This window comes from Thiothrix litoralis (assembly GCF_017901135.1).
GTDB lineage: Bacteria > Pseudomonadota > Gammaproteobacteria > Thiotrichales > Thiotrichaceae > Thiothrix > Thiothrix litoralis.
The window spans coordinates 2,654,246-2,676,472 of the sequence record NZ_CP072801.1 but is presented as its reverse complement, the minus strand read 5'-3'; the positions used below and the strand labels follow the sequence as shown (position 1 = coordinate 2,676,472).

Here is a 22,227-nt window from a genome sequence, read left to right as displayed (position 1 = left end):
GAAAAAAATTATTAATATGGTATAATTTATTTAACGCTTGGAGCTAACCAAGCGTGTGAATAGATAAACCTAAACGCCTTTTACCAACTAAATATGAATTAAAAATAAGGAGGCACGCAAGTGTTCAAAAAAAGCAAAATAGCCCTTAGCGTTGTGGCTGGGGTCATGGGAGTCATGGGTATCATGACAAGTGCTGAGGCTGTACATGTTAACCCGGACGGTACAGGTCAGGCGCTTATTTTTCCGTACTTTAATGCCAAAGATAAATATATTACTAATATTAACTTGGTGAACTCAACAGATAAGACTAAGGCTGTAAAAATTCATTTTCGTGAAAGTAAGACTAGTAAGGACATGTTTGACTTTAATATTTACATGTCACCGAATGATGTCTGGACAGCTACGCTGAAGCAGAGCCAAGAACCTGATAAAAATGGTAATTACGTGGGTTCTCTCACCACAACAGACCGGACGTGTACCTTACCTTTGGAAATGGCGGCTTCCTGCGAGGATGGTCGGTGTGAAACGACTAAAAATTTTCATGGGTATGAAGTATTTGGTATTAATGCATCAGATACCCAAGAAGGTTATGTCGAAGTCATTGAGATGGGGGTCGTGGAAGACTCTCTTGTGAAAGCGGGTGTCTTGCATCATGACGGAGCACCAGCAGACTGTACAGCTGTTGCTAATGCTTGGAGTGCTAAGCGTTTCACTGAAGGCACTGGGGCGAGTGCCAAGGGAATGTCTGCACCGACAGGGGGGTTATTTGGTCATTCGGCAATACTAAATATTGAGAAAGGGACTGCATTTGCGGTTGACCCCGTTGCAATCGACAACTACAGCACCCAGGCACAGCACTATCTGGCGAGTAGCCCAGTTAACTTTGGCCTGCCCTCTCTGGCTTCTGGGGATGTAACCACCAGTACGATACTCACTGGTTCTGAAATGGTGGAAACTACTTGGAAGCCGTTTACCAAGGATGCTTGTTTGATGGATGGTGATGACTTGACACCTGCCTGTGGCAAGAACCCTTATCCGATGGCTCATGTATTGACAGCCCCTTATGTGATGAATGAGTATTTTGTGGATCCGAGTGCTGATTATGATGGCCATACTGACTGGGTTATGACATTCCCGATGAAGAAATATGGTATCGCTTGGAAAGATAAAAAAGAGATTACTGATACCGCAACGGCTCTGACGATTGATGAGATGAATAGTCGTGATGGGTCATTGGTTCTGGCTGGTGTATTTCAAGATATTTATGACCGTGAAGAGGGTATGTCACATTCTAATACCCCAATAGGTGAAAATGACTTTTTTGGTTTCGTAGACTTCTCGCCGACAAAATGTCCAGCGGGTTCCTCAATTTTTGACAAAGATAAGGATGGCGAGTTGGGAACCTCTGGTGATGCTTGTTGCCCGACGGAGTATCAAAAAGATACCAATGACGATAGTGTGCCAGACATGTGCGATAATCCTACTATTGTAGATCCGTGCGTAGAGGCAGGAACATGTGCGGAGTTGCGACGTGAGGTCAATGTCTTGACTTTCCTAACAACAGATCCTGGATATGATGCTAGTTATTCCGTACTTTCTAGCGGATCGGATATAAATCCTCTCAGTGTGGGCGAGTTTGTTAGTGGTTGGGCACGTTTGTCCTTTAAGGGCTACGGTTTATCTGCTGGTTTTGATAGTGCAAAAGCCTATGGTGCGAATGCGGTTGATCCAGTAGCGACAGACTCATTGTATGAAGGGGTTCCCGTTGTCGGTGCGGCCTTTATTCAAGGCAAAGTTGTCGATAATCCTGCTGGTAGCTTTGGTGATGCATTGCCGCATAAGTTCCAACGTGATTGATTGATTGATTGATTGAATGAATGTGTTGGGTTAGATCTTAATCGTTCAAATTGAGGTTAAGATCATGCAAAGGGCGACAGGGCTTGTTCCTGTTGCCCTATAGTTAATGCTTGTTGCTTCAGGATTATCTTTATGCGCCAAAAAATTATCTTGGCACTGCTGTGCTCTTGTTCATTTGTGGTGATGGCTAGTGATATTGCTGCACCTGTCGATGCTGAAAAACATTATATCCAGAATGCTCTGATTCAAAAGGGGATTAAGCTAGGGCTGGATAATAGCCCGGAATTACTGGATCAGGTAGAAAATTTTCGGAAGGAACAATTAGTGCGTTTGACGATTGAGGCGGAAAGCGTGGCCGGTATGCCTGATTTCAGTGCTCGTGCCGAAGAACTTTACCAAGTCCGCAAAGATAAACAATACAACTTGCCGTTGCGTTTGCGTGTCAGAGTGCTGGAATTGGAGGTTCCTGAAGAAAAAGCGCAGGCGATACAAGCGGAACTCGAAACGATACGGGGTGAGGTTGTTGCGGGCAAACAGGATTTCAAGACGGCGGTGATGGAACACAGTAAAGCGGTTGATCTGAGGTTGGCACAGGGTGATAGCTACTGGTTTCATAAAGAGCAAAAGTCTGCGGCATTTTTTGCGGCAGCGGAAGCCCTTTCAGCCGACAAGCCGTTAAGTGATGTCTTCATCGACCAAGGTAAAGCCTACTTATTGGGTTTTCTTGACCGTAAAGAGGCGGAAATCCGTTCCTTTGATCAGGTAAAGCCAGAAATCATTGCCGAATTACAACAGGAATACCGCAAAGACCAGCAGAAAATGTTACTGGAAACTTTACGTAAGGAATTTCAGCAGCAATCCGCCGCCAAGTCTGAATCTGCTTCTCAGAATACTGCAATGTGAATGCGGCAACCTTGACCTTGCTGGGGCAACTATTACGGCAAGACTTACGCGAACGTTATGCTGGAACTGTGCTGGGCGTGTTCTGGTTATTGGCACAACCGCTGTTCATGCTGTTGGTGTATGCAGTGGTGTTTGGTGAAATCTTGCAACTGCGCTTGGGCGCTGCAACCGATTCCGTGCAGTTTACCGCTTGGTTGTTTACCGGGCTAACGGCCTTCAATGCACTCGCAGAAGTGCTGACCCGTGCGCCGGTGCTGCTGACGGAGCGTCGCGAGTTATTACTGAATTCATCATTGCCACCTGCCTTGTTGCCGTTGTTGCCAGTGGGTGCTTCGCTGGTGCTGGAAGGCTTGTCAGTCGGCTTGTTGTTGCTGTGGCTGGGGTTGCAGGGGCAGCTTCAGCCGCTGGGCGTGGTGTTTTATTTACCTTTTCTGTTGTTGCGCGTGGTGTTTTCGCTGGCCTTTGCTTATGGGTTGGCGGTGCTGGGGGTTTTCCTGCGTGACTTGCGCCAGATGATGCCACCGTTGTTGACCGTGTTGTTGCTGGTGTCGCCGATTGTGTACCCGCTGACGGTTGTGCCAGAAACATTTCAGGCGTGGTTTGAATGGAATCCGCTGGCGCAACTGGTGCAGGGTTATCGTGCTGCCTTGCTGGAAGGCCAGTTTTTGTGGCAGCCGTTTCTGGTTTTGTTATTGCTGGCAAGTGGGCTATTAGGGGCGGCGCTGTGGCTGTTTCAACGCCTGTTGTGGCGGGCGAGGTATGTGTTGTGAGTACCGCCATTCGCTTGGAAAATGCTGGGGTGGCTTACCGGCGTTATGCGCACCCGCGTGATGCCTTGCTGGAATGGGTGTTGCGGCGCGAACGCCATGTGCTGTTTCATGCCTTGCAAGGGGTGAGTTTGAGTGTGCAGGCTGGGGATTCGCTTGGTGTGGTGGGCGATAATGGCGCGGGCAAAAGTACTTTTCTGAAAATGCTGGCGGGAACCTTGCCGCCGACGCAGGGTAGTTGTGAGATTCGTGGTAGACGTTCCGCGCTGCTGGAGCTGGGAACGGGATTGCAGCCGGAATTTAGTGGTGTGGATAATGCGCGGATGGGGTTGGCGTTGCGCGGGCTTGCTCATGCGGATATTGAACGCTGCTTGCCTGAGGTGTTGGCGTTTGCTGAATTGGGCGAGTTTGCGCATCAGCCGGTGAAAACGTATTCGAGCGGTATGGTGGTGCGGCTGGTATTCGCGGTGGCTGCGGTGATTGAGCCTGCGGTGCTGATTGTGGATGAGGCGCTTTCTGTTGGTGATCAGTATTTCCAGAAAAAATCCTTGGATCGGATGCGGGCTATTCTCGGGAACGGTGCGACGCTGGTGTTTTGTTCCCATAACCTCTATCAGGTACGCGAGATGTGCCGTCAGGCCGTGTGGCTGGAACAGGGCAGGGTGCGGATGTTGGGCGATGCGCAAGCCGTGGTGGATGCGTATCAGGATGATGTAAGAGGAAGAAACCCCTCCCGGCCTCCCCTTATCAGGGGAGGAGTAAGAGAGGGAAACGTTGCTCTTCTTGATGTCAGTTTGAATCGCGATCTGTTCCAGACCAATGACCTGTTCCGCCTGAGCATCCGCGCCAGTCAGGGCGAGCGTCCGCTGGCTGATGTGCATGTGGGAATGGTGATTCGCCGCAATGATGAGGTGCAGTGTTACGGCATCAGTACTTTGCATGATGGTGTGCCCATGCAGGTGGTGGATGATGGAGTGCTGGCGGCAACGTTTGTGATGGATCATTTGCCGCTGTTGTCGGGCGAATATTGCCTAGAAGTCTGGCTGATCGACAGCAGTGGTGTGCATGTGTATGACTCCCGCGAACGTTGCTGCGCTTTCCGGGTGCAGCAAGCGGGGCAGCAGCAAGGGGTGGGCATGGTGATGTTGCCGCACCGTTGGGAAGAGGTGGTTGATGCAGTGGCGGCCTGAGGATTTTTCCTTGCGTTACCAGTTGTTGTTTCCGCTGTATGCACAGTTGCCGCCTGCGCTGGGCTATCGCTTGGCGGCGCAACAGGCGGAGGTTTTCAAGCGGCGTAAGCAGGATGAAGCAGCGACTATCCGTACCCAGATGCAACTGGCCTTGCCGGAGGCGAGTGCAGTGCAACTGGATGGCTGGATCGACGATTACTACCGCATGGTGGAACAGGAAGCGCTGGATACTTGGTATCTGCAACACCAGCCGGTGAAGCAAATCGTGGAGCTGCAAGGCTTTGATGCCATTGAGCAAGCGCGTAAACAGGGTAAACGGGTTTTGCTGACAGGCGGGCATTTCGGGCGTTTCTGGATGGCGGGGTCTGCGATGCGGGCAAGGGGCTTTACCACAGGAACGATTACCCGTGATGGCGGCGCTACCAATAGCCACGGGCTGCATCCGGCAGAGTACCGTTACCGTTTATTCAAGCTGCAACGCTTGCAACAAGCCTTGGGTGGGCCATTTCTGGTGGAAGGTGATGAGCTACGCCCTTTATATCGGGCGCTTAACGATCACTTAATTGCGTTGATATTTGATGTTCCATACACAGAAGCGCATAAAGGAAGAGTGACAGTTAATTTTATAAGCGGTACTATTGACTTGCCCGCCGGTATTTATCGAATTGCAAAAAAAACCAGGGCATTGATCGCGCCGTTCTTTATGCGTGATTTGGGAGGGGGTCGGGTAATGGCGGAATTCTCTGCTGTGCTTGATCCGTGTGACTATGACGAAACAGCACTGATGGGGTTGCTCGCCAACCAACTGGAACAGCGGATTCGGGAAAACCCCGGTCACTGGTGGTTGTGGCCTGCACTGCCCTTGCTACGGAGCAATAACAATGAACAAGGTAGCCGCCCACTTTCCTTTGGATGACAACCATTCACACAGCCAGATTGTGCGGCGTATCCCGCGTTATGCCCAGGTACTGGAACTGGGGTGTGGCGATGGCAGTATGTCGCGCTTGATGCGGGAACGTTGCGAAGCGCACATCATCGGTGTTGACCATAACCCGGATATTGTTTGGCAGGCGCAGCGCTATTGCGATTATGTTTTCACCGAAGATTTGGATGACCCCCACAGTCTGGATGCGCTGGAAGGCGAAAAATTCGACGCGATTACGCTGGTCGATGTGCTGGAACATTTGCAACACCCCGAAGACTTGCTGCGGCGTCTCAAGCCCTTGCTGCTGGATGAGGGGCAGATCCTGATTTCTATCCCCAATATTGCCCATGCATCGGTACGATTGGAATTGTTGAACGGGCATTTTGAATATGAAAAAACCGGGATTCTGGATACTACCCACCTGAAATTTTTCACCGCTGATAGCGTGCAATCGTTGCTGGCTGACGAAGGCTATGTGGTGCATGAGCTTGATTACACTTGGCACGATTTGCCGGATGAGGTGATTGCCCATTATCTGCAATCCGCTGGGCTGGAACCCACCCCGCAAGCCTTGGCGAAATTCCATGAGCCGGATGCGATGGCTTACCAGTTCATCATTTCCAGCAGCCCGGTGGTGGATGAAGTCGCCCCGCCCGCCAAAGCTGACATGATGCTCAAACCTATCGACGTTTCCTGGCAAACCTGGGGGCGGATGCACACCGAGTTGGCAATGGCACACGCGGAACTGGAGCGCGTGTATTCCACCCGTAGCTGGAAGATGCTGCGGCGCGGGGCAACGGCATGGCGCAGTATTCAGTCACGCTTCACACTGGAATGATAACCTGACGACCAGCGGTTAAGGTGTCATTATTATCATTAAGTTAGGGGATGTTGTGGTGAAGGTCAGTGTAATCCTGCCGGTTTACAACCACGCCCGCTGGGTTAGGCAGGCGCTGGACTCAGTGCTGGCACAGTCTTTCACTTCATTTGAACTGATTGTGATTGATGACGCTTCGCAGGATGCTTCCTGGGAAGTTGTTCAGGCCGTTTGTCAGGCCAACCCAACGGGGCGCTGGCAATGCGTGCGTCATAAAACCAACCAAGGTGCGCCCGCCACCCTCAACGAAGGCCTGCAACTGGCGCAAGGTGACTTTCTCGCCATCCTCAATTCTGATGACGTGTGGGATGCTGGGCGGCTGGCACGTCTGGTCAGCTTGGCAGAGCGCGAATCCGTCGATTTCATTAGCACCGACGTGGCCTTGCTGGATGGGGATTCTAAGCCGAAAGAGGCAATTGAACGGCATTGGGTCGCCTGGTTTGAAGCCTTGAAACAAGATTACCTCACTCACGCCGATAGCTGGGCAACCTTATTGCGTGGCAATTTCCTGATCACTACGTCCAACTTTTTTTTCCATCGGCGGGTGTATACACAGGTCGGTGGTTTTGCCGAATTACGTTATGTGCATGATTACGAATACGCCTTGCGGATTTGGCTGGCAGGTTTCAAGACCCGCTTTTTGATCGGGGAAAAGTTGTTGGGTTATCGCTTGCACGACACCAATACCATCCGCGAAAAACCGTTGGCAGCGATTGAAGAAAACATGCGCTTGCTGTTGGGGTGGTTGCCGCGTTTGCAACGGGTGTTGGACTGGCAGCGCTTGCGGGGGCTGGAAACCCAACTCCAAGATTTGTATCGTTATACCCGCGAGGAATGGCTGACGATTGTGCATCAGCGTTTGGTGGCACGCGAGCAGGAACTGTTCCCGCTGATTGCTGACCGGGATGGCTGGATAGCCGAACGTGACACGGTGATTAGCAACTTGCAGCAACAACTGGCGCAACACCGCGAATGGCTTGCCGAGCGCGAGCACTGGATTGGTGAACGTGACATGTGGATAGCTGACCGCGATAGCTGGCTGACCGAACGGGACGCCTTGATTCAGTTACAGACAAAACACCTGAGCGAGCGTGACCAATGGGTGGCTGACCGTGATGGCTGGATAGCGGAACGTGACACGCTGATTCAGCAATTGCAGCAACAACAACAGGACTTGTTGGCAAGCCGCGCTTTCCGTTTGGGGCAAGCCTTATTGAATCCATTGCGCCGTTGCAAACAGTGGCTAACAGGGGTGAGTCATGCCTGAAAAACTGATCCTGCGTGACTGGGGCAAGGTGCGCGTTTGGTTGGAACCACGTCTTCAGGATGTGAAACTGATTTCCCTCGATATTTTCGACACGGTGCTGGGGCGCTATGTTGGCGACCCGGCGGAAGTGCAACGTGCCGTATGCCGTGCTGTCAGCGAACGCACCGGCATTGATGCCGAAGCGGTGTGGCAAGCCCGTCAACAAGCCGAACAAGCCTTGCGTGCTGAAGCGGTGCAAGCGGGTTTCGACCACGAATGCCGCTACAGTGATTTGCTACCGCGTTGGATAGCGTGTCTCCCTTCGACTGCGTTCAGGGAGCGGGGGAGTTCTTTAGCCTCTTTTATCCGCCAAACCGAACTCGATCTGGAAGCAGCGACTCTGTACGTCAAACGTGATGCTCAAGTGTTCATGGATTGGGTGAAAGGGCGCAACCTCAACATTATCGCCATGTCCGATATGTATCTGGATGGCGACATGCTGTGCGAGTTGCTGCGGCGCAAAGGCATTGTGAATTATTTTACCTTCATCTATGTCTCCGGTGATTTCAAGTTGGGCAAATACAGCGGGCGGTTGTTCCAGAAAATGCTGCAAGTCAAAGGTGTGACTGGCGCACAGGTGGTACACATCGGCGATAACCCGATTTCGGATCGGCGCATGGCTTGCCGTGCCGGTATCCAGGGCATTTGGCTGTATGAAAAAGCCGAGTTGCAACGCCGCGAACGCCAGACTTTATCGGCAAGCATGGCGCAACGCGGCGGCATTTGGGCGGGGCGGCATTTCTTTGAATGCGTGGAAACCCGCAGCCAGCAACAGGATGGCCTGAAACCGCGTGATTTCTTTTTCCGCTACGGGCGTGATGTGCTGGGGCCTGCGTTCAGCGTGTTCATGCAAGGCTTGCAGGAACGCTTGCAGCAACAGCGTGACGCTGCTCAGCCAATTGAAAAGCTGCTGTTCGTGGCGCGGGATGGTTTCCTGTTTGAACGTTTGTACCGCACCACTCAGGGGCGGCTACCGTCGGAATACGTCTACCTGTCACGGCGGGTGATTACCGCTGCTTCGACAGCGGAAGGCTTGAGTTGGGAACAGACTATCGTGGCGTTTTACAACCCGAAGCAATGCGGGCTGGAATCGGTGTGCAAGGTGTATGGTTTGCCGCAGGCGCTGTTGCAACCCTTGGCACGCGAACACGGTTTTGAGGATTTTGCCGCCCCGATTCACGATTGGGAAGATACCCGCTTGCGCCATTTCTTGAAGGATGAGCAAGTGCAGGCGATTATCCGCGCCGAAGGCAGCAAGCACCGTGATTTGTTGCAGCGTTATCTGGAGCAGGTGGGCTTTTTCGCGCATCAGCGCGTCGCCTTGGTGGACATCGGCTGGAATGGCACGGTGCAGAAATTCCTCAAACAGGCGTTTGGGCAGCGTGAGGATTTCCCGCTGTTGCACGGCTATTACTTTGCGTTTGTGCCGAAGATGTACGCGGATTTTGGCGAGGATAATGTGTGCGAAGGCATTATCCATGATTCGCGGCGCGGCAATGCCTGCGAACGTATTCCGGCGGAGTTTGAGGAAATTTTCGAGCAAGGGGCGCGTTCCCACGAGGCCACGACGATTGCCTACCGCGAGCAGGATGGGCGCGTCGTGCCGGTGTTGAAAGCGGCAAATGCACCCGATCGGCAAGCAGAAATGGCCTGCAATATCTTCGTGGCGCAAATACAGCAGGGCGTGGCGCATCACTGGGAACATTTCCGCGCGGTGCAGCGCCTGACGGGGTATACCAGCCAGCAATTGCTGCCGTATGTGCATGGCGTGCTGGAACGTGCGGTAGTTTACCCGACCCGTGAAGAAGCCCGCGAGTTGACCAAGTTGGTGCATACCGAAGATTTCGGGCATGACCATGTGCTGGAACTGGCGAATCAGCCGGTGGGGTGGGGTGATTTGTTACGCCCGCGTCATTTGCTGCGCCGTCTGGAACTTAGTGCGTGGCGTTATGCGCTGTTTGACCGGATTCCGACCGGGGTGGCGAATTTCGCGTTCCGTATCGTGTATTTGCATACGGTGAAGAAGTAGCGGCTACAGCCCCTCAAACTTCGGAAGATTACCAAGAAAGCAAGCAATAGCTTGATCCCCATCATGACATCACAGGAATTCACTATCGGTAAGCAGGCATAAAGGTCTGCTGCCTTTTAATAGTGCGTTTGTGGTAATTAGTGCACATAGATGAAGCCTGATCGCGTTTGTTGCAAAAGTGGCACACATTTTGCTTTCACTCATTTACCCTTGTTGTGATTTTTTCTTACTATCTTACTAAATTAAATAATTGAGGTGTCGTATGCGAAATGCCAAAAAGATATTTGCCACTGGTCTTGTAGCCCTGCTATCCACGACGGTGTTAGCGCCTGCGGCTAGTGCTGGTGGTGGAGTGGATGTGTCTGCTTCTGTCGGCGTGGCTAATATGTACTTGTGGCGCGGTTATGACTTAGGTGATGGCGATGCTGCCATTTCAGGTGATTTGAAAGCAACCCATAATTCCGGGGCATACGCCGGTATCTGGGGGTCTTCCGGTGATGCAAGCTGGGGTACTGAGTATGACCTGTATGCCGGTTGGGCTGGCACGGTCGGTTCGCTGGATGTGGATGCCAGCCTCTGGACTTACGCTTACCCGGATAAAGATGCAACTGTCGGTGGGAATATTGCACCCGGTGAACTCATGGATGGTGTGGTTTCCGTAGGTTCTGGCCCTGTTAATGTCACCCTATACGAAGCGCTGAAAGGTGATGATGACAATGCATACCGCTATGTTTCAGCCAAGTACACCAAAGGCAAATATTCCGCCATGTATGGTCAGCATATGTATGAGGAAGGTGCTAGCCCCGGTCATATCCAGCTCGGTTACCAATACAACGATAACCTGAGTTTTGCGGTTAGTCAGTTCGTGGTGGATAAAGAAGAGATGGATGATAATCCGAAGTTCTTGGTTAGCTATAGCTTGCCATTGACTAAATAACACGGTTTACCCGTGTTTAAAAAAGGGATGCTACGGCATCCCTTTTTGTTTGCCCGCTGTTTGGCTTTCTGGTGATGCTTATCACGGTTATGGTTCATTTATACAGAAAACGTTGTTTTTTTGCATCAGATTGGTGCGCAATCGCAACAGATACTAATGCTGGCACGTTTTGTGCTTTGTCCTGAATAGGTTGACACGTTTTATCCATTATTCAGGAGTGACCCATGTTGTTTAAAGACGTTTTCAAACAAACCCTGCTAGTTGTAAGTATGGCGACGGCACTTGGTCTGTCTGGCCTTGCATCCGCTGCTGATGACACGATCAAGGTTGGCGTACTGCATTCCCTGTCCGGCACGATGGCCATCAGTGAAACCACCTTGAAAGACACCATGCTGATGCTGATCGACGAACAAAATAAAAAGGGTGGTGTACTGGGCAAAAAGCTCGAAGCCGTGGTGGTTGACCCCGCTTCCAACTGGCCATTGTTTGCCGAGAAAGCGCGTGACCTGATCGAAAAAGATAAAGTGGCGGCAACGTTTGGTTGCTGGACATCGGTTTCCCGCAAATCCGTCCTGCCGGTGTTTGAAGAGAAAAACAGCCTGTTGTTTTACCCCGTGCAATACGAGGGTGAAGAATCTTCCAAAAACGTGTTCTACACCGGTGCTGCACCTAACCAGCAGGCTATCCCCGCTGTTGATTACCTGATGAAAGAAGGTGAAGTGAAACGTTGGGTATTGGCCGGTACCGACTATGTTTACCCGCGTACCACTAACAAGATTTTGGAAGCCTACCTCAAATCCAAGGGTGTTGATGAAAAAGACATCATGATCAACTACACCCCGTTTGGTCATTCTGACTGGCAGTCCATTGTTGCCGACATCAAGAAGTTTGGTGGCGAAGGCAAGAAAACAGCGGTAGTTTCCACGATCAACGGTGATGCCAACGTACCGTTTTACAAGGAACTGGGCAATCAGGGCATTTCAGCGGAAGACATTCCGGTTGTGGCATTCTCTGTCGGTGAAGAAGAGCTTTCGGGTATCGACACCAAGCCACTGGTCGGTCACTTGGCAGCATGGAATTATTTCATGAGCGTCGAAAACGATGCGAATAAAGACTTCATCAAGCAGTGGAAGGCGTACACCAAGAACGACAAGCGCGTGACCAATGACCCGATGGAGGCACACGTTATCGGTTTCAATATGTGGGTAAAAGCAGTTGAGCAAGCCAAATCCACCGATACCGATAAAGTGGCTGAAGCCATGATTGGTCAGGAAGTGCCTAACCTCACGGGCGGTACTGCCAAAATGTTACCAAACCATCACCTCACCAAGCCCGTGCTGATTGGCGAAATTCAGGAAGATGGTCAGTTTGAAGTCGTCTCCAAAACGCCTGAAGTCGCGGGTGATGCATGGTCTGACTTCCTGCCGGACTCCAAAAATATCGTGGCTGACTGGACAGGTAAGGAAACAGACGGCAAGCCGTGCGGTAACTACAACACTGAAACCAAAAAGTGCTCCGGCCAAAAATATGAATAAGCGCGTTTAGAACAACACGTTTCCCCTAGAGGTATCTGCCATCACATCCTCTACCTCCATCCTCTCGGCAGATACCTCTCCCTTTCACGGTGTTCAGGTATATGTATGCTGAAAACTCATGATTTACCCCGTATTTTCCTGTTGAGCTTGTTGTTGTGGTTCAGTCCGCTGCTACAGGCTGAGCAGGAAAGTGCCGCCTTTACCCAAGCCGCCGCTTTGTTTGCGGAGGCTTCTTTCGATAAAACGGGTGAAGCCATTGACTTGCTCGCTGCCAGCGGTGACTCGAAAGTCGTGCCGTACTTGCAGGCATTGCTGGATGGCAAGCTGTACCAGCACGAGGAGCAAGGCACGCTGGTGATTGTTGCGGATGGCGCATCCACCGATGGGCTACGCAAGATTCCCACCAAGAACAGTTTGCGCCGCTCTTTGCGGGCTGCGATTGGGCAATTGAGCCTGAGCAGCCCGGATGCGTCGGTACGGCTGACGTCCGCCAATGGCTTGCTGGAAACCATTACGCCGGACATGGCTCCGCAATTGCGCGGCCTGCTGGACAAGGAAACCGACCCGGCAGTGCAGGAAGCTTTGTCGCTGGGTTTGGCCATGGCTGATTTGAATGCAGCCGAACAGCCAGTACGCTTGGCGGCGATTGCTTCACTGGCAGGCAATTTGAACCCCGGTGTGCGTAACCGCTTAACGACCATGACCACGGATAGCGATGCCGCTGTTGCTAAAGCCGCGCAAGCATCCCTGAAAGCGATTGAAGACCGGGCGGAATTATACGGTTATGCCGAAACCCTGTTTTTCGGCCTGAGTCTCGGCTCGGTGCTGGTGCTGGCGGCGATTGGGCTGGCGATTACCTTTGGGGTGATGGGCGTGATCAATATGGCGCACGGCGAGCTGATTATGCTGGGCGCTTACACCACTTACATTGTGCAGCAACTGATGCCCCAGGCCATTGATTACTCGCTGTTTGTGGCAGTGCCTGCGGCGTTTATTGTGTCGGGGTTGATGGGGATTTTGATTGAGCGCACGGTGATTCGCCATTTGTACGGGCGTCCGCTGGAAACCTTGCTGGCAACCTTTGGGATCAGCCTGATCCTGCAACAACTGGTGCGCACGGTGATTTCGCCGCAAAACGTGCCGGTTTCCAACCCGTCGTGGATGTCGGGTTCGCTGGAAATCAACAGCGTGCTTTCCCTGACTTACAACCGTTTGTACATTGTGCTGTTCTGCCTGATGGTGTTTGCCTTGCTGTATTTTGTGCTGCGTAAAACCAATTTGGGTTTGCAGGTACGGGCGGTCTCGCAAAACCGGGCGATGGCACGGGCAATGGGCGTGCGTTCGGCGCGGGTGGATGCGCTGACCTTTGGTTTGGGGTCGGGCATTGCCGGTGTCGCGGGTGTTGCGCTCAGTCAGTTAACCAACGTCGGGCCAAATCTGGGGCAGAGTTACATTATCGACTCGTTCATGGTGGTGGTGTTCGGCGGGGTCGGCAATTTGTGGGGAACGCTGGTGGCAGGTTTGTCGCTGGGCGTGGTCAACAAGGTGCTGGAGCCGTGGGCAGGCGCGGTGCTGGCGAAGATTCTGGTGCTGGTGTTCATTATTTTGTTCATCCAGAAACGTCCACGCGGGTTGTTCCCGCAGAAAGGCCGGGCGGCGGGGGATTAAGCGATGTTCATCACACGTATTCTGCACAATGACCGGGGCGGACAAATCATGCTGGCGGTGCTGGCTGTGGTGCTGGTACTCGTTCCGGTACTGAATTTGCTGGTGCCGGAAGGCAATTTCCTGCACATGCCGACGTATCTCGTGACCTTGCTCGGCAAGTATTTGACCTATGCACTGCTGGCGATAGCCGTGGATCTGGTGTGGGGTTACTTGGGCATTTTAAGCCTTGGACACGGCGCATTCTTCGCCCTCGGCGGCTATGCAATGGGCATGTATTTGATGCGTCAGATTGGCGACCGGGGTGTGTATGGCAACCCGAACTTGCCGGACTTTATGGTGTTCCTCAACTGGAAGGAAATGCCGTGGTTCTGGCAGGGCTTTGACATGTTCTGGTTTGCAATGCTGATGGTATTGCTGGTGCCGGGCGTGTTGGCGTTTGTGTTTGGTTGGCTGGCATTTCGTTCGCGGGTCACAGGGGTTTATCTGTCGATCATTACTCAAGCGCTGACATATGCGCTGTTGCTGGCGTTTTTCCGTAATGAAATGGGTTTTGGTGGCAATAATGGCTTGACCGATTTCAAGGATATTCTTGGTTTCAGCCTGCAATCGGACAATACGCGCATGACGTTGTTTGTGCTGTCGGGGCTGGCCTTGGCGGGTGGGTATTTGCTGTGCCGTTTCATTATCAACTCCAAGTTGGGACGGATTGTGGTGGCGATTCGCGATGCCGAAAGCCGTACCCGTTTTGTTGGCTACCGGGTCGAGCATTACAAGGTGTGGGTGTTTACGGTGTCGGCGATGTTGGCGGGTGTGGCGGGGGCGTTGTATGTGCCGCAGGTGGGCATTATTAACCCCGGTGAATTTTCCCCGCTGAATTCGATTGAAATCGTTATTTGGGTGGCGATTGGCGGGCGTGCCACGCTGTACGGCGCGGTGATCGGCGCGATTCTGGTCAATTACGCCAAGACGGTGTTTACCGGGCTGATGCCGGAATCGTGGATATTCATGCTGGGGGCGTTGTTTGTGCTGGTGACGCTGTATTTGCCGCAAGGCTTGGCCGGGCTGGTACAAAACCTGAAGGACAGCCGCTGGTTTCATAAGAGGGTGCAAGCATGAGTGAAGGCGCACATTTACGTCACACCGAGGCCGGGCAACCGGATGCCAGTCACACAGCCATCCTGTATCTGGAGGATTTGAACGTCAGTTTCGACGGTTTCAAAGCGATCAATAACTTGACGCTGTACATCGACAAGGGCGAATTGCGCTGCATTATTGGCCCCAACGGTGCAGGCAAAACCACCATGATGGACATTATCACCGGCAAAACTCGCCCCGACAGCGGGCAGGCATGGTTCGGACAAACGGTGGATTTGCTGAAACTGTCTGAACCTGAAATCGCCAATGCAGGCATCGGGCGCAAATTCCAGAAACCTACCGTATTCGAGTCGCACAGCGTCGCCGAAAATCTGGAACTCGCCATGCACGGCAACAAAAGCGTGTGGTACAGCCTTCGCGCCCGTTTGAGTGGCGAACAACAAGCCCTGATCGACGAAACCTTGCAGACCATCGGCCTGACTGACCATTACCACCAAGCCGCCGGAGCGTTATCCCACGGGCAAAAGCAATGGCTGGAAATCGGCATGTTACTGGTGCAAAAGCCCTATCTGCTGCTGGTCGATGAACCCGTTGCCGGGATGACCCATCAGGAAATGGAGCGCACCGCCGAATTGCTCACCTCGCTGGCAGGCAAGCATTCGGTGGTGGTGGTGGAACATGACATGGATTTCGTGCGTTCCATCGCCCATCAGGTCACGGTGCTGCACCAAGGCAGCGTGCTGGCAGAAGGTACAATGGACGAAGTACAAAACGATCAGCGCGTGATCGAAGTGTATCTGGGGGAATAGCTTCGGCTTCGCTCAGCTACCGCTCGCGCCCTGAGCGGAGTCGAAGGGCAAAACGAATTAGAGAGTAGTAACGATGCTAGTTGTTGAAAAAGTTAACCAGTATTACGGCGAAAGCCATACGCTGTGGAATCTGGACATGCAGGTGCCGGAAGGCGAATGCACCGTGTTGATGGGGCGCAATGGCGTGGGTAAAACCACCTTGCTCCAGTGCATCATGGGGCTGATCAAGGCGCGGGATGGCGCAATCCACTATCAAGGGCAAAACCTGCTGGGGGTGGATGCGGAAAAGCGTGCCAACCTCGGCATTGGTTACGTGCCACAAGGGCGGCAGATTTTCCCGTTGCTGACGGTGGAAGAGAATTTGCTGATTGGCCTGCCCGCGCGACGCGACAAGGTGCGTAGCATTCCCCCCTTTATTTTCGAGCTGTTTCCGGTATTGAAAGAAATGCTGGGGCGGCGTGGCGGCGACTTGTCCGGCGGGCAGCAACAGCAGTTGGCAATTGGGCGGGCGCTGGTGCTCGACCCGAAATTACTGATTCTCGACGAACCGACCGAGGGCATTCAGCCGAATATCGTGGCGGAAATCGGCGACATTATCCGTAAGCTCAATAAGGACATCGGTCTGACTGTATTGCTGGTGGAACAGAAACTGCCGTTTGCGCGGAAAGTGGGGGATCGGTTCTGCATTCTGGATCGTGGGCAGCAAGTCGCACAGGGCGCGATGGCGGAATTGAATGAAGGGCTGATTCAGCGCTATTTAACGGTTTAAACACGCTTTAAAAAAGAGGGGGTAAAAAATACCCCCTAACGACTCAAAAAAATGTTGTGGCTGGTAATGATCAGAAGTGGGCTTTGATCATGAAGGATGGGTTACTTTCGTTGACACCATCAATACCGTATTTGTTGTTCCATTGTGCCTGTTCAACACCAACATAGATCGGTTTTTTAGTGTGGAATAATTGCTTGCCTGCATTCCATTTGATCTGTGATGTAAAATTAGTTTCCGCCGCATGATCGCTTTGCTTGGTGCTGACATCGATAAATCCATCATACAAGAATTCAGCGTTACCTACTTGGAAGGGTAATGCCCATGTGGCGGTTATCTGTTCGTCATCCATTTGTTTGCCGTTGTTGGCCTTGTAGAGATTTAGGTTGACGTATTTGAACTTAGGCACATCTAGCCCAACCCCAACCCCATACAGGTAGTTGTCTGCATTTGCGGAACCTTCCATGGTTCCTGCCAGATACACGTCTTTGATAATGCCCTTTTTCAATTCCTTGCCGCTCAAGTAACTGAGGCTGACACGCGGGGCAAGCTCAAAGTAATTGTTCTTGGAGCCATCGGAAGCCACGGTGTGGTCAATGAAAAAGAAGGTATCACCCCAGTCTTGCCCCGTGGCGTGTTCAAAGGTCATGACTTGGCGATCATTGTCGCCTACCTTGTAATTATCGCCTTTGAGGTATGTCAGGCTGGCGTCACTCCACTTCTGTTCAGCCAGAACGGAGGGGGAACTCAGAACGCCCAACATAACGAATGCAGGTACAAAAAATTTCGATTTCATAAAGACTGACCTCTATTGCTTAATGTGCTAAACCGTAAAACCTGACCATACGGACAACTTTTTTAGTTAAAGCAAATTTCAGGCCAAAGCTGATAAATTGTGATGAATCTTCTGTAAGCCTTTATCTGTCGTTGGTTTGCCAAAACTTGGGTAGAATCCCGGTGAGCTTCAGTACCGTGAGTGCACCAGTACTAGGCATTTTTGACACTTGAAGGTGCATTGTTTGTGAATACACAGGAATATCATGCTCATTCATGTTGAGTCCCATAAGCAGGACAAATCGGTAGGCCGTATCCGCCAACAAAACGAAAGCAAAATCATTGCTGCGGCGGAAATTGAATTTGCCCGGCATGGCTACAAGGGAGCCAGTATCCAGAATATTGCCGAACGCAGCGGTTTGCCCAAAGCCAATATCCATTATTACTTTCGTTCCAAGCAAGGGCTGTACGCAGCGGTATTGTCGAATATTCTGGATTTGTGGGATGAAGTGTTGAGTGAACTCGACCCTGACGGTGATCCGGCGCAGGAATTGGAAGCCTATATCCGCGCTAAAATGGTGCTGTCGCGTGATTATCCCTTGGCGTCGCGCATTTTTGGTATCGAGATTATGAGTGGTGGGGCGCACCTCAAGGAATATTTTCAGGATGGCTATGTCGACTGGTTCAAAGGGCGCACTGCTGTGTTTGAAACGTGGATTGCACAGGGAAAAATGCAGCCGATTGATCCAGCGCACTTAGTGTTTCTGTTGTGGTCTTCCACCCAGCACTATGCCGACTTTTCCTGCCAGATTGATGCGGCTTTGGGCAAGCCACAAGCCATGCTTGAGCGAGCCGAGTTTGATACAGCAACGGAGACCTTGATCCACATCATTCTGCAAGGTTGCGGCATCCGCCAGCCGTAAATCTTATATTGTATCCAATCTTGATTAGCGATTGTATACAATGCTACCCTGCATCAAAGTTTGTCGACTTGAGTGGAAAAAGCTTTCCTTTACGCAAGCATTTTGCGTGCCAACCACTTTGCAGGGAGTTTGAAATCTCAAATGACAGGTTTAACCACACATGTTCTGGATACAGCCAATGGCTGTCCGGCAGCCAACGTTCGGTTGGAATTGTATGCCTGTGCCTCAGCGACTGAGCGCAGCCTGATAAAGCAAACCATGACCAATCACGATGGGCGTTGCGATGCGCCCTTGCTGACGGTTGACGAGATGCGTACCGGCATCTGGGAGCTGGTCTTTCATGTTGCTGACTACTTTCGACAAGCCAATACGCCTCTGAGTGAGCCGCCGTTTCTGGATGTGATTACGCTGCGTTTTGCGATTGCCGATATGACCGCGCACTATCACGTGCCGTTATTGGTATCACCGTGGAGTTATTCCACTTACCGTGGCAGTTAAACCCTTCAGGGAGGCTTTGTATCATGGAATCGATCATCATTGAGTGGCTGGGGCTGGCATTTCGCTGGATACACATCATTACCGCGATTGCTTGGATTGGCGCTTCGTTTTACTTCAACTGGTTACTGAATCATCTGCTGACATCGGAAGACCCCAACGTCTCAGGTCAGTTGTGGGCGCTGCACGCTGGCGGCTTTTTCAATGTCGAAAAGCGCAATATCGAGCCGGGTAAACTGCCGGAGCCGTTGCATTGGTTCAAGTGGGAATCCTACTGGACATGGATGAGCGGTTTTGTGCTGTTGGCCATCGTGTATTACGCCGGGGCAGAAGCCTACCTGATTGATCCGGCAGTGGCTGACATCAGCCAGTGGCAAGCGATCCTGATCAGTTTGGCAACGCTGGTGGGGAGCTGGTTGGTTTACCATCTGTTGTGGAATTCAGCGTTTGGGCGGCAAAGCCAGACGCGCAGTGCGCTGCTGACCGCTTTGTTCATCATGCTGGCCTCTTTCCTGCTGATGCAAGTATTTAGCGGGCGCGGGGCTTTCTTGCATACCGGGGCGATGCTGGCGACTTGGATGACGGGTAATGTGTTCTTCGTGATTATGCCAGCCCAGCGCCAGTTAGTGCAGTCAACGCTGGAGGGTCAGCCACAAAACAAGCAATTGGCCGCCGATGCCGGGCAACGTTCCTTGCACAATAACTACCTGACCCTGCCGGTGTTGTTCTGCATGTTCAGCAATCATTACCCCTCCACCTTTGGTAGTGAATGGAACTGGACGGTATTGATGGCGCTGTTCGTGGTGGGTTTCATGGTGCGGCATTACTTCAATGTGCGTGGTAAGCAAGGCAACCTGAAAGCCCTGTGGTTACTCGCTGTGGCCTTGTTTATCTTTGTGGGCACAGCGTTGTTAGCCAGTTACCCGCTGCTGAAAAACGCTGGAGCGGCGGGTGAAATCAGTTTCACGACGGTGCATGGTTTGGCACAAACGCATTGCATCAGTTGCCATGCTGCTCAGCCAACCAATACGGCTTTTCCCGCGCCGCCCAAAGGGGTGCTGCTGGAAACCGAAGCCCAGATGGTCAGCCATGCCGCGCAGATTGCCACACAGGTCGGTTCGCGGATTATGCCCCTGGGGAATACCACGCAAATGACCGATGACGAGCGTCAACTGCTGGTACAGTGGGCGAACAGCAGGCAGTAAGGTTACAAGGTATGACAGCGGAAAAGTGTACAGAGGAACAGGATCAAGGGCGGGATGCCGGGATTTACGAGCAGGTATTCGACGCTATTCTGGAGCAGCGTCTGGTTCCCGGCACTCGCTTGTCCGAAGACAAGCTGGGGCAGTTATTTGGGGTTAGCCGCACCGTGGTACGCAAGGTGCTGCTACGGTTGGAACACGAGGGCGTGGTGACTACCCACCGTCACAAGGGCGCAGTCATTACCCACACAACCGCCGCACAAGCCAAACAGGTGTTTGCTGCCCGCCGGGCGCTAGAGCTGGAAGTGGTGCGTAATGCCTGTGCCGGTATGGAGGCTGCGCAATTTGCCCATCTGCGTAGCCTCATCGTCGAAGAACAGGCCGCGATTGACGGTGGAGATAAAGGGCGTGCCTTGCGCTTATCTGGTGAACTGCATTTGTATCTGGCGGAATATGGCGGCAATGCCTTTCTGGCGGGTTTCATGCGTTCGCTGGTGTCGCGTTGTTCGCTGATCATTGCCCAGTACGAAGCAACAGACCGGCATTCGTGCCCGCATTCCGAGCATGAAGCCATTCTGGATGCTATCGAAGCGGGTGACGAAGCGCTGGCGGTGCAGTTGATGGCGGTGCATATCCAGCATATTGAAGACAAAATTGATGTGCGAGAAAAACCGGCTGCGCCTGATTTGACCGTCATTTTTGCCCAGCCGTGAAGCAGCCTTTAGAGGAAATATCCATGCTCGAACAGCCAGCCTATCCCAGAGACCTGATCGGTTATGCCGACCACGTTCCCCATGCCAATTGGCCGGGCGGGGCGCGGATTGCCGTGCAATTTGTCCTGAATTACGAGGAAGGCGGGGAAAACTGCGTGTTGCATGGCGATGCCGCCTCGGAAGCTTTTCTGTCCGAAATCGTGGGTGCGCGTGCTTACGAAGGGGTGCGCCACCCAAGTATGGAGTCGATTTACGAATACGGTAGCCGTGCCGGGGTTTGGCGTATCCTGCGTTACTTTCAGGAACGGGGCATTCCGCTGACGGTATTCGGGGTGGCGATGGCACTGGAACGTAACCCGCGTGCGCTTGAAGTGATGCTGGAAAACGGCCATGAAATCTGTAGCCACGGCTGGCGCTGGATCGACTACCAGTTCATGGACAAGGATTTGGAACGTGAACACATGCAGCACGCCATCAGTATTATCGAACGGCTAACCGGCGCAAAACCCAAGGGCTGGTATACCGGGCGCAACAGCCCGCATACCCGCGAACTGCTGATCGAGCAGGGCGGTTTTTTGTATGACGCCGATGATTACAGTGACGATTTACCCTTCTGGGTCAAGGTGAGTGGGCAGGATCATTTGGTCGTGCCCTACACACTGGATAGCAATGACATGCGTTTCGCCACCCCGCAGGGTTTTAACAGCGGTGAACAGTTTTTCCAGTACTTGCGTGACACGTTCGACGTGTTGTACGCGGAAGGGGCAGCAACGCCGAAAATGATGTCGATTGGTCTTCACTGCCGTTTGGTTGGGCGTCCGGGGCGGTTTCGCGCCTTGCAACGTTTTGTCGAATACGTCCAACAACAGCAGGATGTCTGGTTTTGCTGTCGTCTTGACATTGCCCAGCATTGGATCAACGAACACCCAGCCAAGGGAGTCACACCATGAAAATACCTATCGCCACGCTCAACCAACTGGATCAGGCCGCGTTTGTGCGCCTGCTGGGTGGTGTGTACGAACATTCCCCTTGGATGGCGGAACGCTGCTATGCCCAGCAACCATTTGCTGAGCGGGCAGCCTTGTTGCAGGCCATGCGTGAAGTATTGGCAGCCGCGACGGAGGCGGAACAACTCGCCTTGATCCGCGCTCACCCTGATTTGGCGGGTAAAGCTGCCTTGCGCGGTGAACTGACTGCCGAGTCCACGCAGGAACAGGCCGGGGCAGGGCTGGCGCAACTCACGCCTGCGGAATTCGCCCGCTTTACCGAACTGAACACCGCTTACACCACCCGTTTCGGTTTCCCGTTCATCATGGCGGTCAAAAATGCCAGCAAAGACCAGATACTGGCCGGTTTTGAGCAGCGTATTACCCACACACCCACAGCGGAGTTTGCGATGGCACTGGAACAGATTAACCGCATTGCCGCTTTCCGTATTGACGACCTTATTGAGTAA

General features: G+C 52.5%; 21 protein-coding genes. 20 read left to right on the top strand and 1 reads right to left on the bottom strand.

Going from position 1 to position 22,227, the window contains the following annotated elements:
- Positions 1–120 precede the first annotated feature (120 nt).
- The 14 genes from J9253_RS13000 to urtE all read left to right on the top strand — a co-directional run bounded on the left by J9253_RS13000 (position 121) and on the right by urtE (position 16,667).
- On the top strand, positions 121–1,857 hold the full coding sequence (locus J9253_RS13000) for a hypothetical protein (protein ID WP_210221370.1): 1,737 nt from the start codon (positions 121–123) through the stop codon (positions 1,855–1,857).
- A 132-nt stretch (positions 1,858–1,989) separates the two neighbouring features.
- Positions 1,990–2,760, top strand: a complete 771-nt coding sequence (locus J9253_RS12995; protein ID WP_210221369.1) for a peptidylprolyl isomerase — start codon at positions 1,990–1,992, stop codon at positions 2,758–2,760.
- A complete protein-coding gene (locus J9253_RS20995) occupies positions 2,757–3,530 on the top strand; it encodes an ABC transporter permease (protein ID WP_228291378.1) in 774 nt (257 codons plus the stop codon). The genes J9253_RS12995 and J9253_RS20995 overlap by 4 nt, the downstream gene beginning before the upstream one ends.
- Positions 3,527–4,717, top strand: a complete 1,191-nt coding sequence (locus J9253_RS12990) for an ABC transporter ATP-binding protein (protein WP_228291377.1) — start codon at positions 3,527–3,529, stop codon at positions 4,715–4,717. The genes J9253_RS20995 and J9253_RS12990 overlap by 4 nt, the downstream gene beginning before the upstream one ends.
- Positions 4,701–5,633, top strand: a complete 933-nt coding sequence (locus J9253_RS12985) for a lysophospholipid acyltransferase family protein (protein WP_210221367.1) — start codon at positions 4,701–4,703, stop codon at positions 5,631–5,633. Before J9253_RS12990 ends, J9253_RS12985 begins: the two co-directional genes overlap by 17 nt.
- Entirely contained in the window at positions 5,599–6,480 is an 882-nt protein-coding gene (locus J9253_RS12980; RefSeq protein WP_210221366.1) for a class I SAM-dependent methyltransferase, read from the top strand. The genes J9253_RS12985 and J9253_RS12980 overlap by 35 nt, the downstream gene beginning before the upstream one ends.
- Positions 6,481–6,535: 55 nt before the next feature.
- Positions 6,536–7,786: a glycosyltransferase family 2 protein gene (locus J9253_RS12975; RefSeq protein ID WP_210221365.1), complete on the top strand. Its 1,251-nt coding sequence runs from the start codon at positions 6,536–6,538 to the stop codon at positions 7,784–7,786.
- Positions 7,779–9,854 (top strand): HAD hydrolase-like protein, encoded by a 2,076-nt coding sequence (locus tag J9253_RS12970; RefSeq protein WP_210221364.1) that lies wholly within the window; start codon positions 7,779–7,781, stop codon positions 9,852–9,854. The genes J9253_RS12975 and J9253_RS12970 overlap by 8 nt, the downstream gene beginning before the upstream one ends.
- Positions 9,855–10,116: 262 nt before the next feature.
- A complete protein-coding gene (locus J9253_RS12965; protein ID WP_210221363.1) occupies positions 10,117–10,791 on the top strand; it encodes a TorF family putative porin in 675 nt (224 codons plus the stop codon).
- A 224-nt stretch (positions 10,792–11,015) separates the two neighbouring features.
- Positions 11,016–12,326: an urea ABC transporter substrate-binding protein gene (urtA, locus tag J9253_RS12960; protein ID WP_210221362.1), complete on the top strand. Its 1,311-nt coding sequence runs from the start codon at positions 11,016–11,018 to the stop codon at positions 12,324–12,326.
- A 105-nt stretch (positions 12,327–12,431) separates the two neighbouring features.
- Entirely contained in the window at positions 12,432–13,994 is a 1,563-nt protein-coding gene (gene urtB, locus J9253_RS12955) for an urea ABC transporter permease subunit UrtB (protein ID WP_210221361.1), read from the top strand.
- A gap of 3 nt (positions 13,995–13,997) precedes the next feature.
- On the top strand, positions 13,998–15,110 hold the full coding sequence (urtC, locus tag J9253_RS12950; protein WP_210221360.1) for an urea ABC transporter permease subunit UrtC: 1,113 nt from the start codon (positions 13,998–14,000) through the stop codon (positions 15,108–15,110).
- Positions 15,107–15,898 (top strand): urea ABC transporter ATP-binding protein UrtD, encoded by a 792-nt coding sequence (urtD, locus tag J9253_RS12945; protein WP_028488592.1) that lies wholly within the window; start codon positions 15,107–15,109, stop codon positions 15,896–15,898. The genes urtC and urtD overlap by 4 nt, the downstream gene beginning before the upstream one ends.
- 73 nt (positions 15,899–15,971) lie before the next feature.
- Positions 15,972–16,667 (top strand): urea ABC transporter ATP-binding subunit UrtE, encoded by a 696-nt coding sequence (urtE, locus tag J9253_RS12940; RefSeq protein WP_210221359.1) that lies wholly within the window; start codon positions 15,972–15,974, stop codon positions 16,665–16,667.
- A gap of 70 nt (positions 16,668–16,737) precedes the next feature.
- On the opposite strand, the gene J9253_RS12935 is transcribed toward urtE, so the two are convergent.
- A complete protein-coding gene (locus J9253_RS12935; protein WP_210221358.1) occupies positions 16,738–17,460 on the bottom strand; it encodes a DUF5020 family protein in 723 nt (240 codons plus the stop codon).
- A 244-nt stretch (positions 17,461–17,704) separates the two neighbouring features.
- On the opposite strand from J9253_RS12935, the gene J9253_RS12930 reads away from it, so the two are divergent.
- The 6 genes from J9253_RS12930 (at position 17,705) to uraD (ending at position 22,227) form a co-directional block, all read left to right on the top strand.
- The gene (locus J9253_RS12930; protein WP_210221357.1) at positions 17,705–18,361 is read left to right on the top strand and encodes a TetR/AcrR family transcriptional regulator; all 657 of its coding nucleotides are present in this window, start codon (positions 17,705–17,707) and stop codon (positions 18,359–18,361) included.
- Positions 18,362–18,502: 141 nt separating this feature from the next.
- A complete protein-coding gene (gene uraH, locus J9253_RS12925) occupies positions 18,503–18,859 on the top strand; it encodes a hydroxyisourate hydrolase (protein ID WP_210221356.1) in 357 nt (118 codons plus the stop codon).
- Positions 18,860–18,882: 23 nt separating this feature from the next.
- The gene (locus tag J9253_RS12920) at positions 18,883–20,061 is read left to right on the top strand and encodes a urate hydroxylase PuuD (RefSeq protein WP_210221355.1); all 1,179 of its coding nucleotides are present in this window, start codon (positions 18,883–18,885) and stop codon (positions 20,059–20,061) included.
- Between the two features lie 11 nt (positions 20,062–20,072).
- On the top strand, positions 20,073–20,771 hold the full coding sequence (locus J9253_RS12915; protein ID WP_210221354.1) for a GntR family transcriptional regulator: 699 nt from the start codon (positions 20,073–20,075) through the stop codon (positions 20,769–20,771).
- A 23-nt stretch (positions 20,772–20,794) separates the two neighbouring features.
- Entirely contained in the window at positions 20,795–21,721 is a 927-nt protein-coding gene (puuE, locus tag J9253_RS12910) for an allantoinase PuuE (protein ID WP_210221353.1), read from the top strand.
- Complete coding sequence (gene uraD / locus J9253_RS12905; protein WP_210221352.1) at positions 21,718–22,227, top strand: 2-oxo-4-hydroxy-4-carboxy-5-ureidoimidazoline decarboxylase; 510 nt, start codon at positions 21,718–21,720, stop codon at positions 22,225–22,227. The genes puuE and uraD overlap by 4 nt, the downstream gene beginning before the upstream one ends.

Excerpts from the sequence above, each read along its gene's own strand:
- J9253_RS12995 (WP_210221369.1), top strand. The coding sequence starts at position 1,990 with ATGCGCCAAAAAATTATCTTGGCACTGCTGTGCTCTTGTTCATTTGTG.
- J9253_RS12985 (WP_210221367.1), top strand. The coding sequence starts at position 4,701 with ATGCAGTGGCGGCCTGAGGATTTTTCCTTGCGTTACCAGTTGTTGTTT.
- J9253_RS12980 (WP_210221366.1), top strand. The coding sequence starts at position 5,599 with ATGAACAAGGTAGCCGCCCACTTTCCTTTGGATGACAACCATTCACAC.
- J9253_RS12970 (WP_210221364.1), top strand. The coding sequence starts at position 7,779 with ATGCCTGAAAAACTGATCCTGCGTGACTGGGGCAAGGTGCGCGTTTGG.
- J9253_RS12965 (WP_210221363.1), top strand. The coding sequence starts at position 10,117 with ATGCGAAATGCCAAAAAGATATTTGCCACTGGTCTTGTAGCCCTGCTA.
- urtA (WP_210221362.1), top strand. The coding sequence starts at position 11,016 with ATGTTGTTTAAAGACGTTTTCAAACAAACCCTGCTAGTTGTAAGTATG.
- urtB (WP_210221361.1), top strand. The coding sequence starts at position 12,432 with ATGCTGAAAACTCATGATTTACCCCGTATTTTCCTGTTGAGCTTGTTG.
- urtC (WP_210221360.1), top strand. The coding sequence starts at position 13,998 with ATGTTCATCACACGTATTCTGCACAATGACCGGGGCGGACAAATCATG.
- urtD (WP_028488592.1), top strand. The coding sequence starts at position 15,107 with ATGAGTGAAGGCGCACATTTACGTCACACCGAGGCCGGGCAACCGGAT.
- urtE (WP_210221359.1), top strand. The coding sequence starts at position 15,972 with ATGCTAGTTGTTGAAAAAGTTAACCAGTATTACGGCGAAAGCCATACG.
- J9253_RS12935 (WP_210221358.1), bottom strand. The coding sequence starts at position 17,460 with ATGAAATCGAAATTTTTTGTACCTGCATTCGTTATGTTGGGCGTTCTG.
- J9253_RS12930 (WP_210221357.1), top strand. The coding sequence starts at position 17,705 with ATGCTCATTCATGTTGAGTCCCATAAGCAGGACAAATCGGTAGGCCGT.
- uraH (WP_210221356.1), top strand. The coding sequence starts at position 18,503 with ATGACAGGTTTAACCACACATGTTCTGGATACAGCCAATGGCTGTCCG.
- J9253_RS12920 (WP_210221355.1), top strand. The coding sequence starts at position 18,883 with ATGGAATCGATCATCATTGAGTGGCTGGGGCTGGCATTTCGCTGGATA.
- J9253_RS12915 (WP_210221354.1), top strand. The coding sequence starts at position 20,073 with ATGACAGCGGAAAAGTGTACAGAGGAACAGGATCAAGGGCGGGATGCC.
- puuE (WP_210221353.1), top strand. The coding sequence starts at position 20,795 with ATGCTCGAACAGCCAGCCTATCCCAGAGACCTGATCGGTTATGCCGAC.
- uraD (WP_210221352.1), top strand. The coding sequence starts at position 21,718 with ATGAAAATACCTATCGCCACGCTCAACCAACTGGATCAGGCCGCGTTT.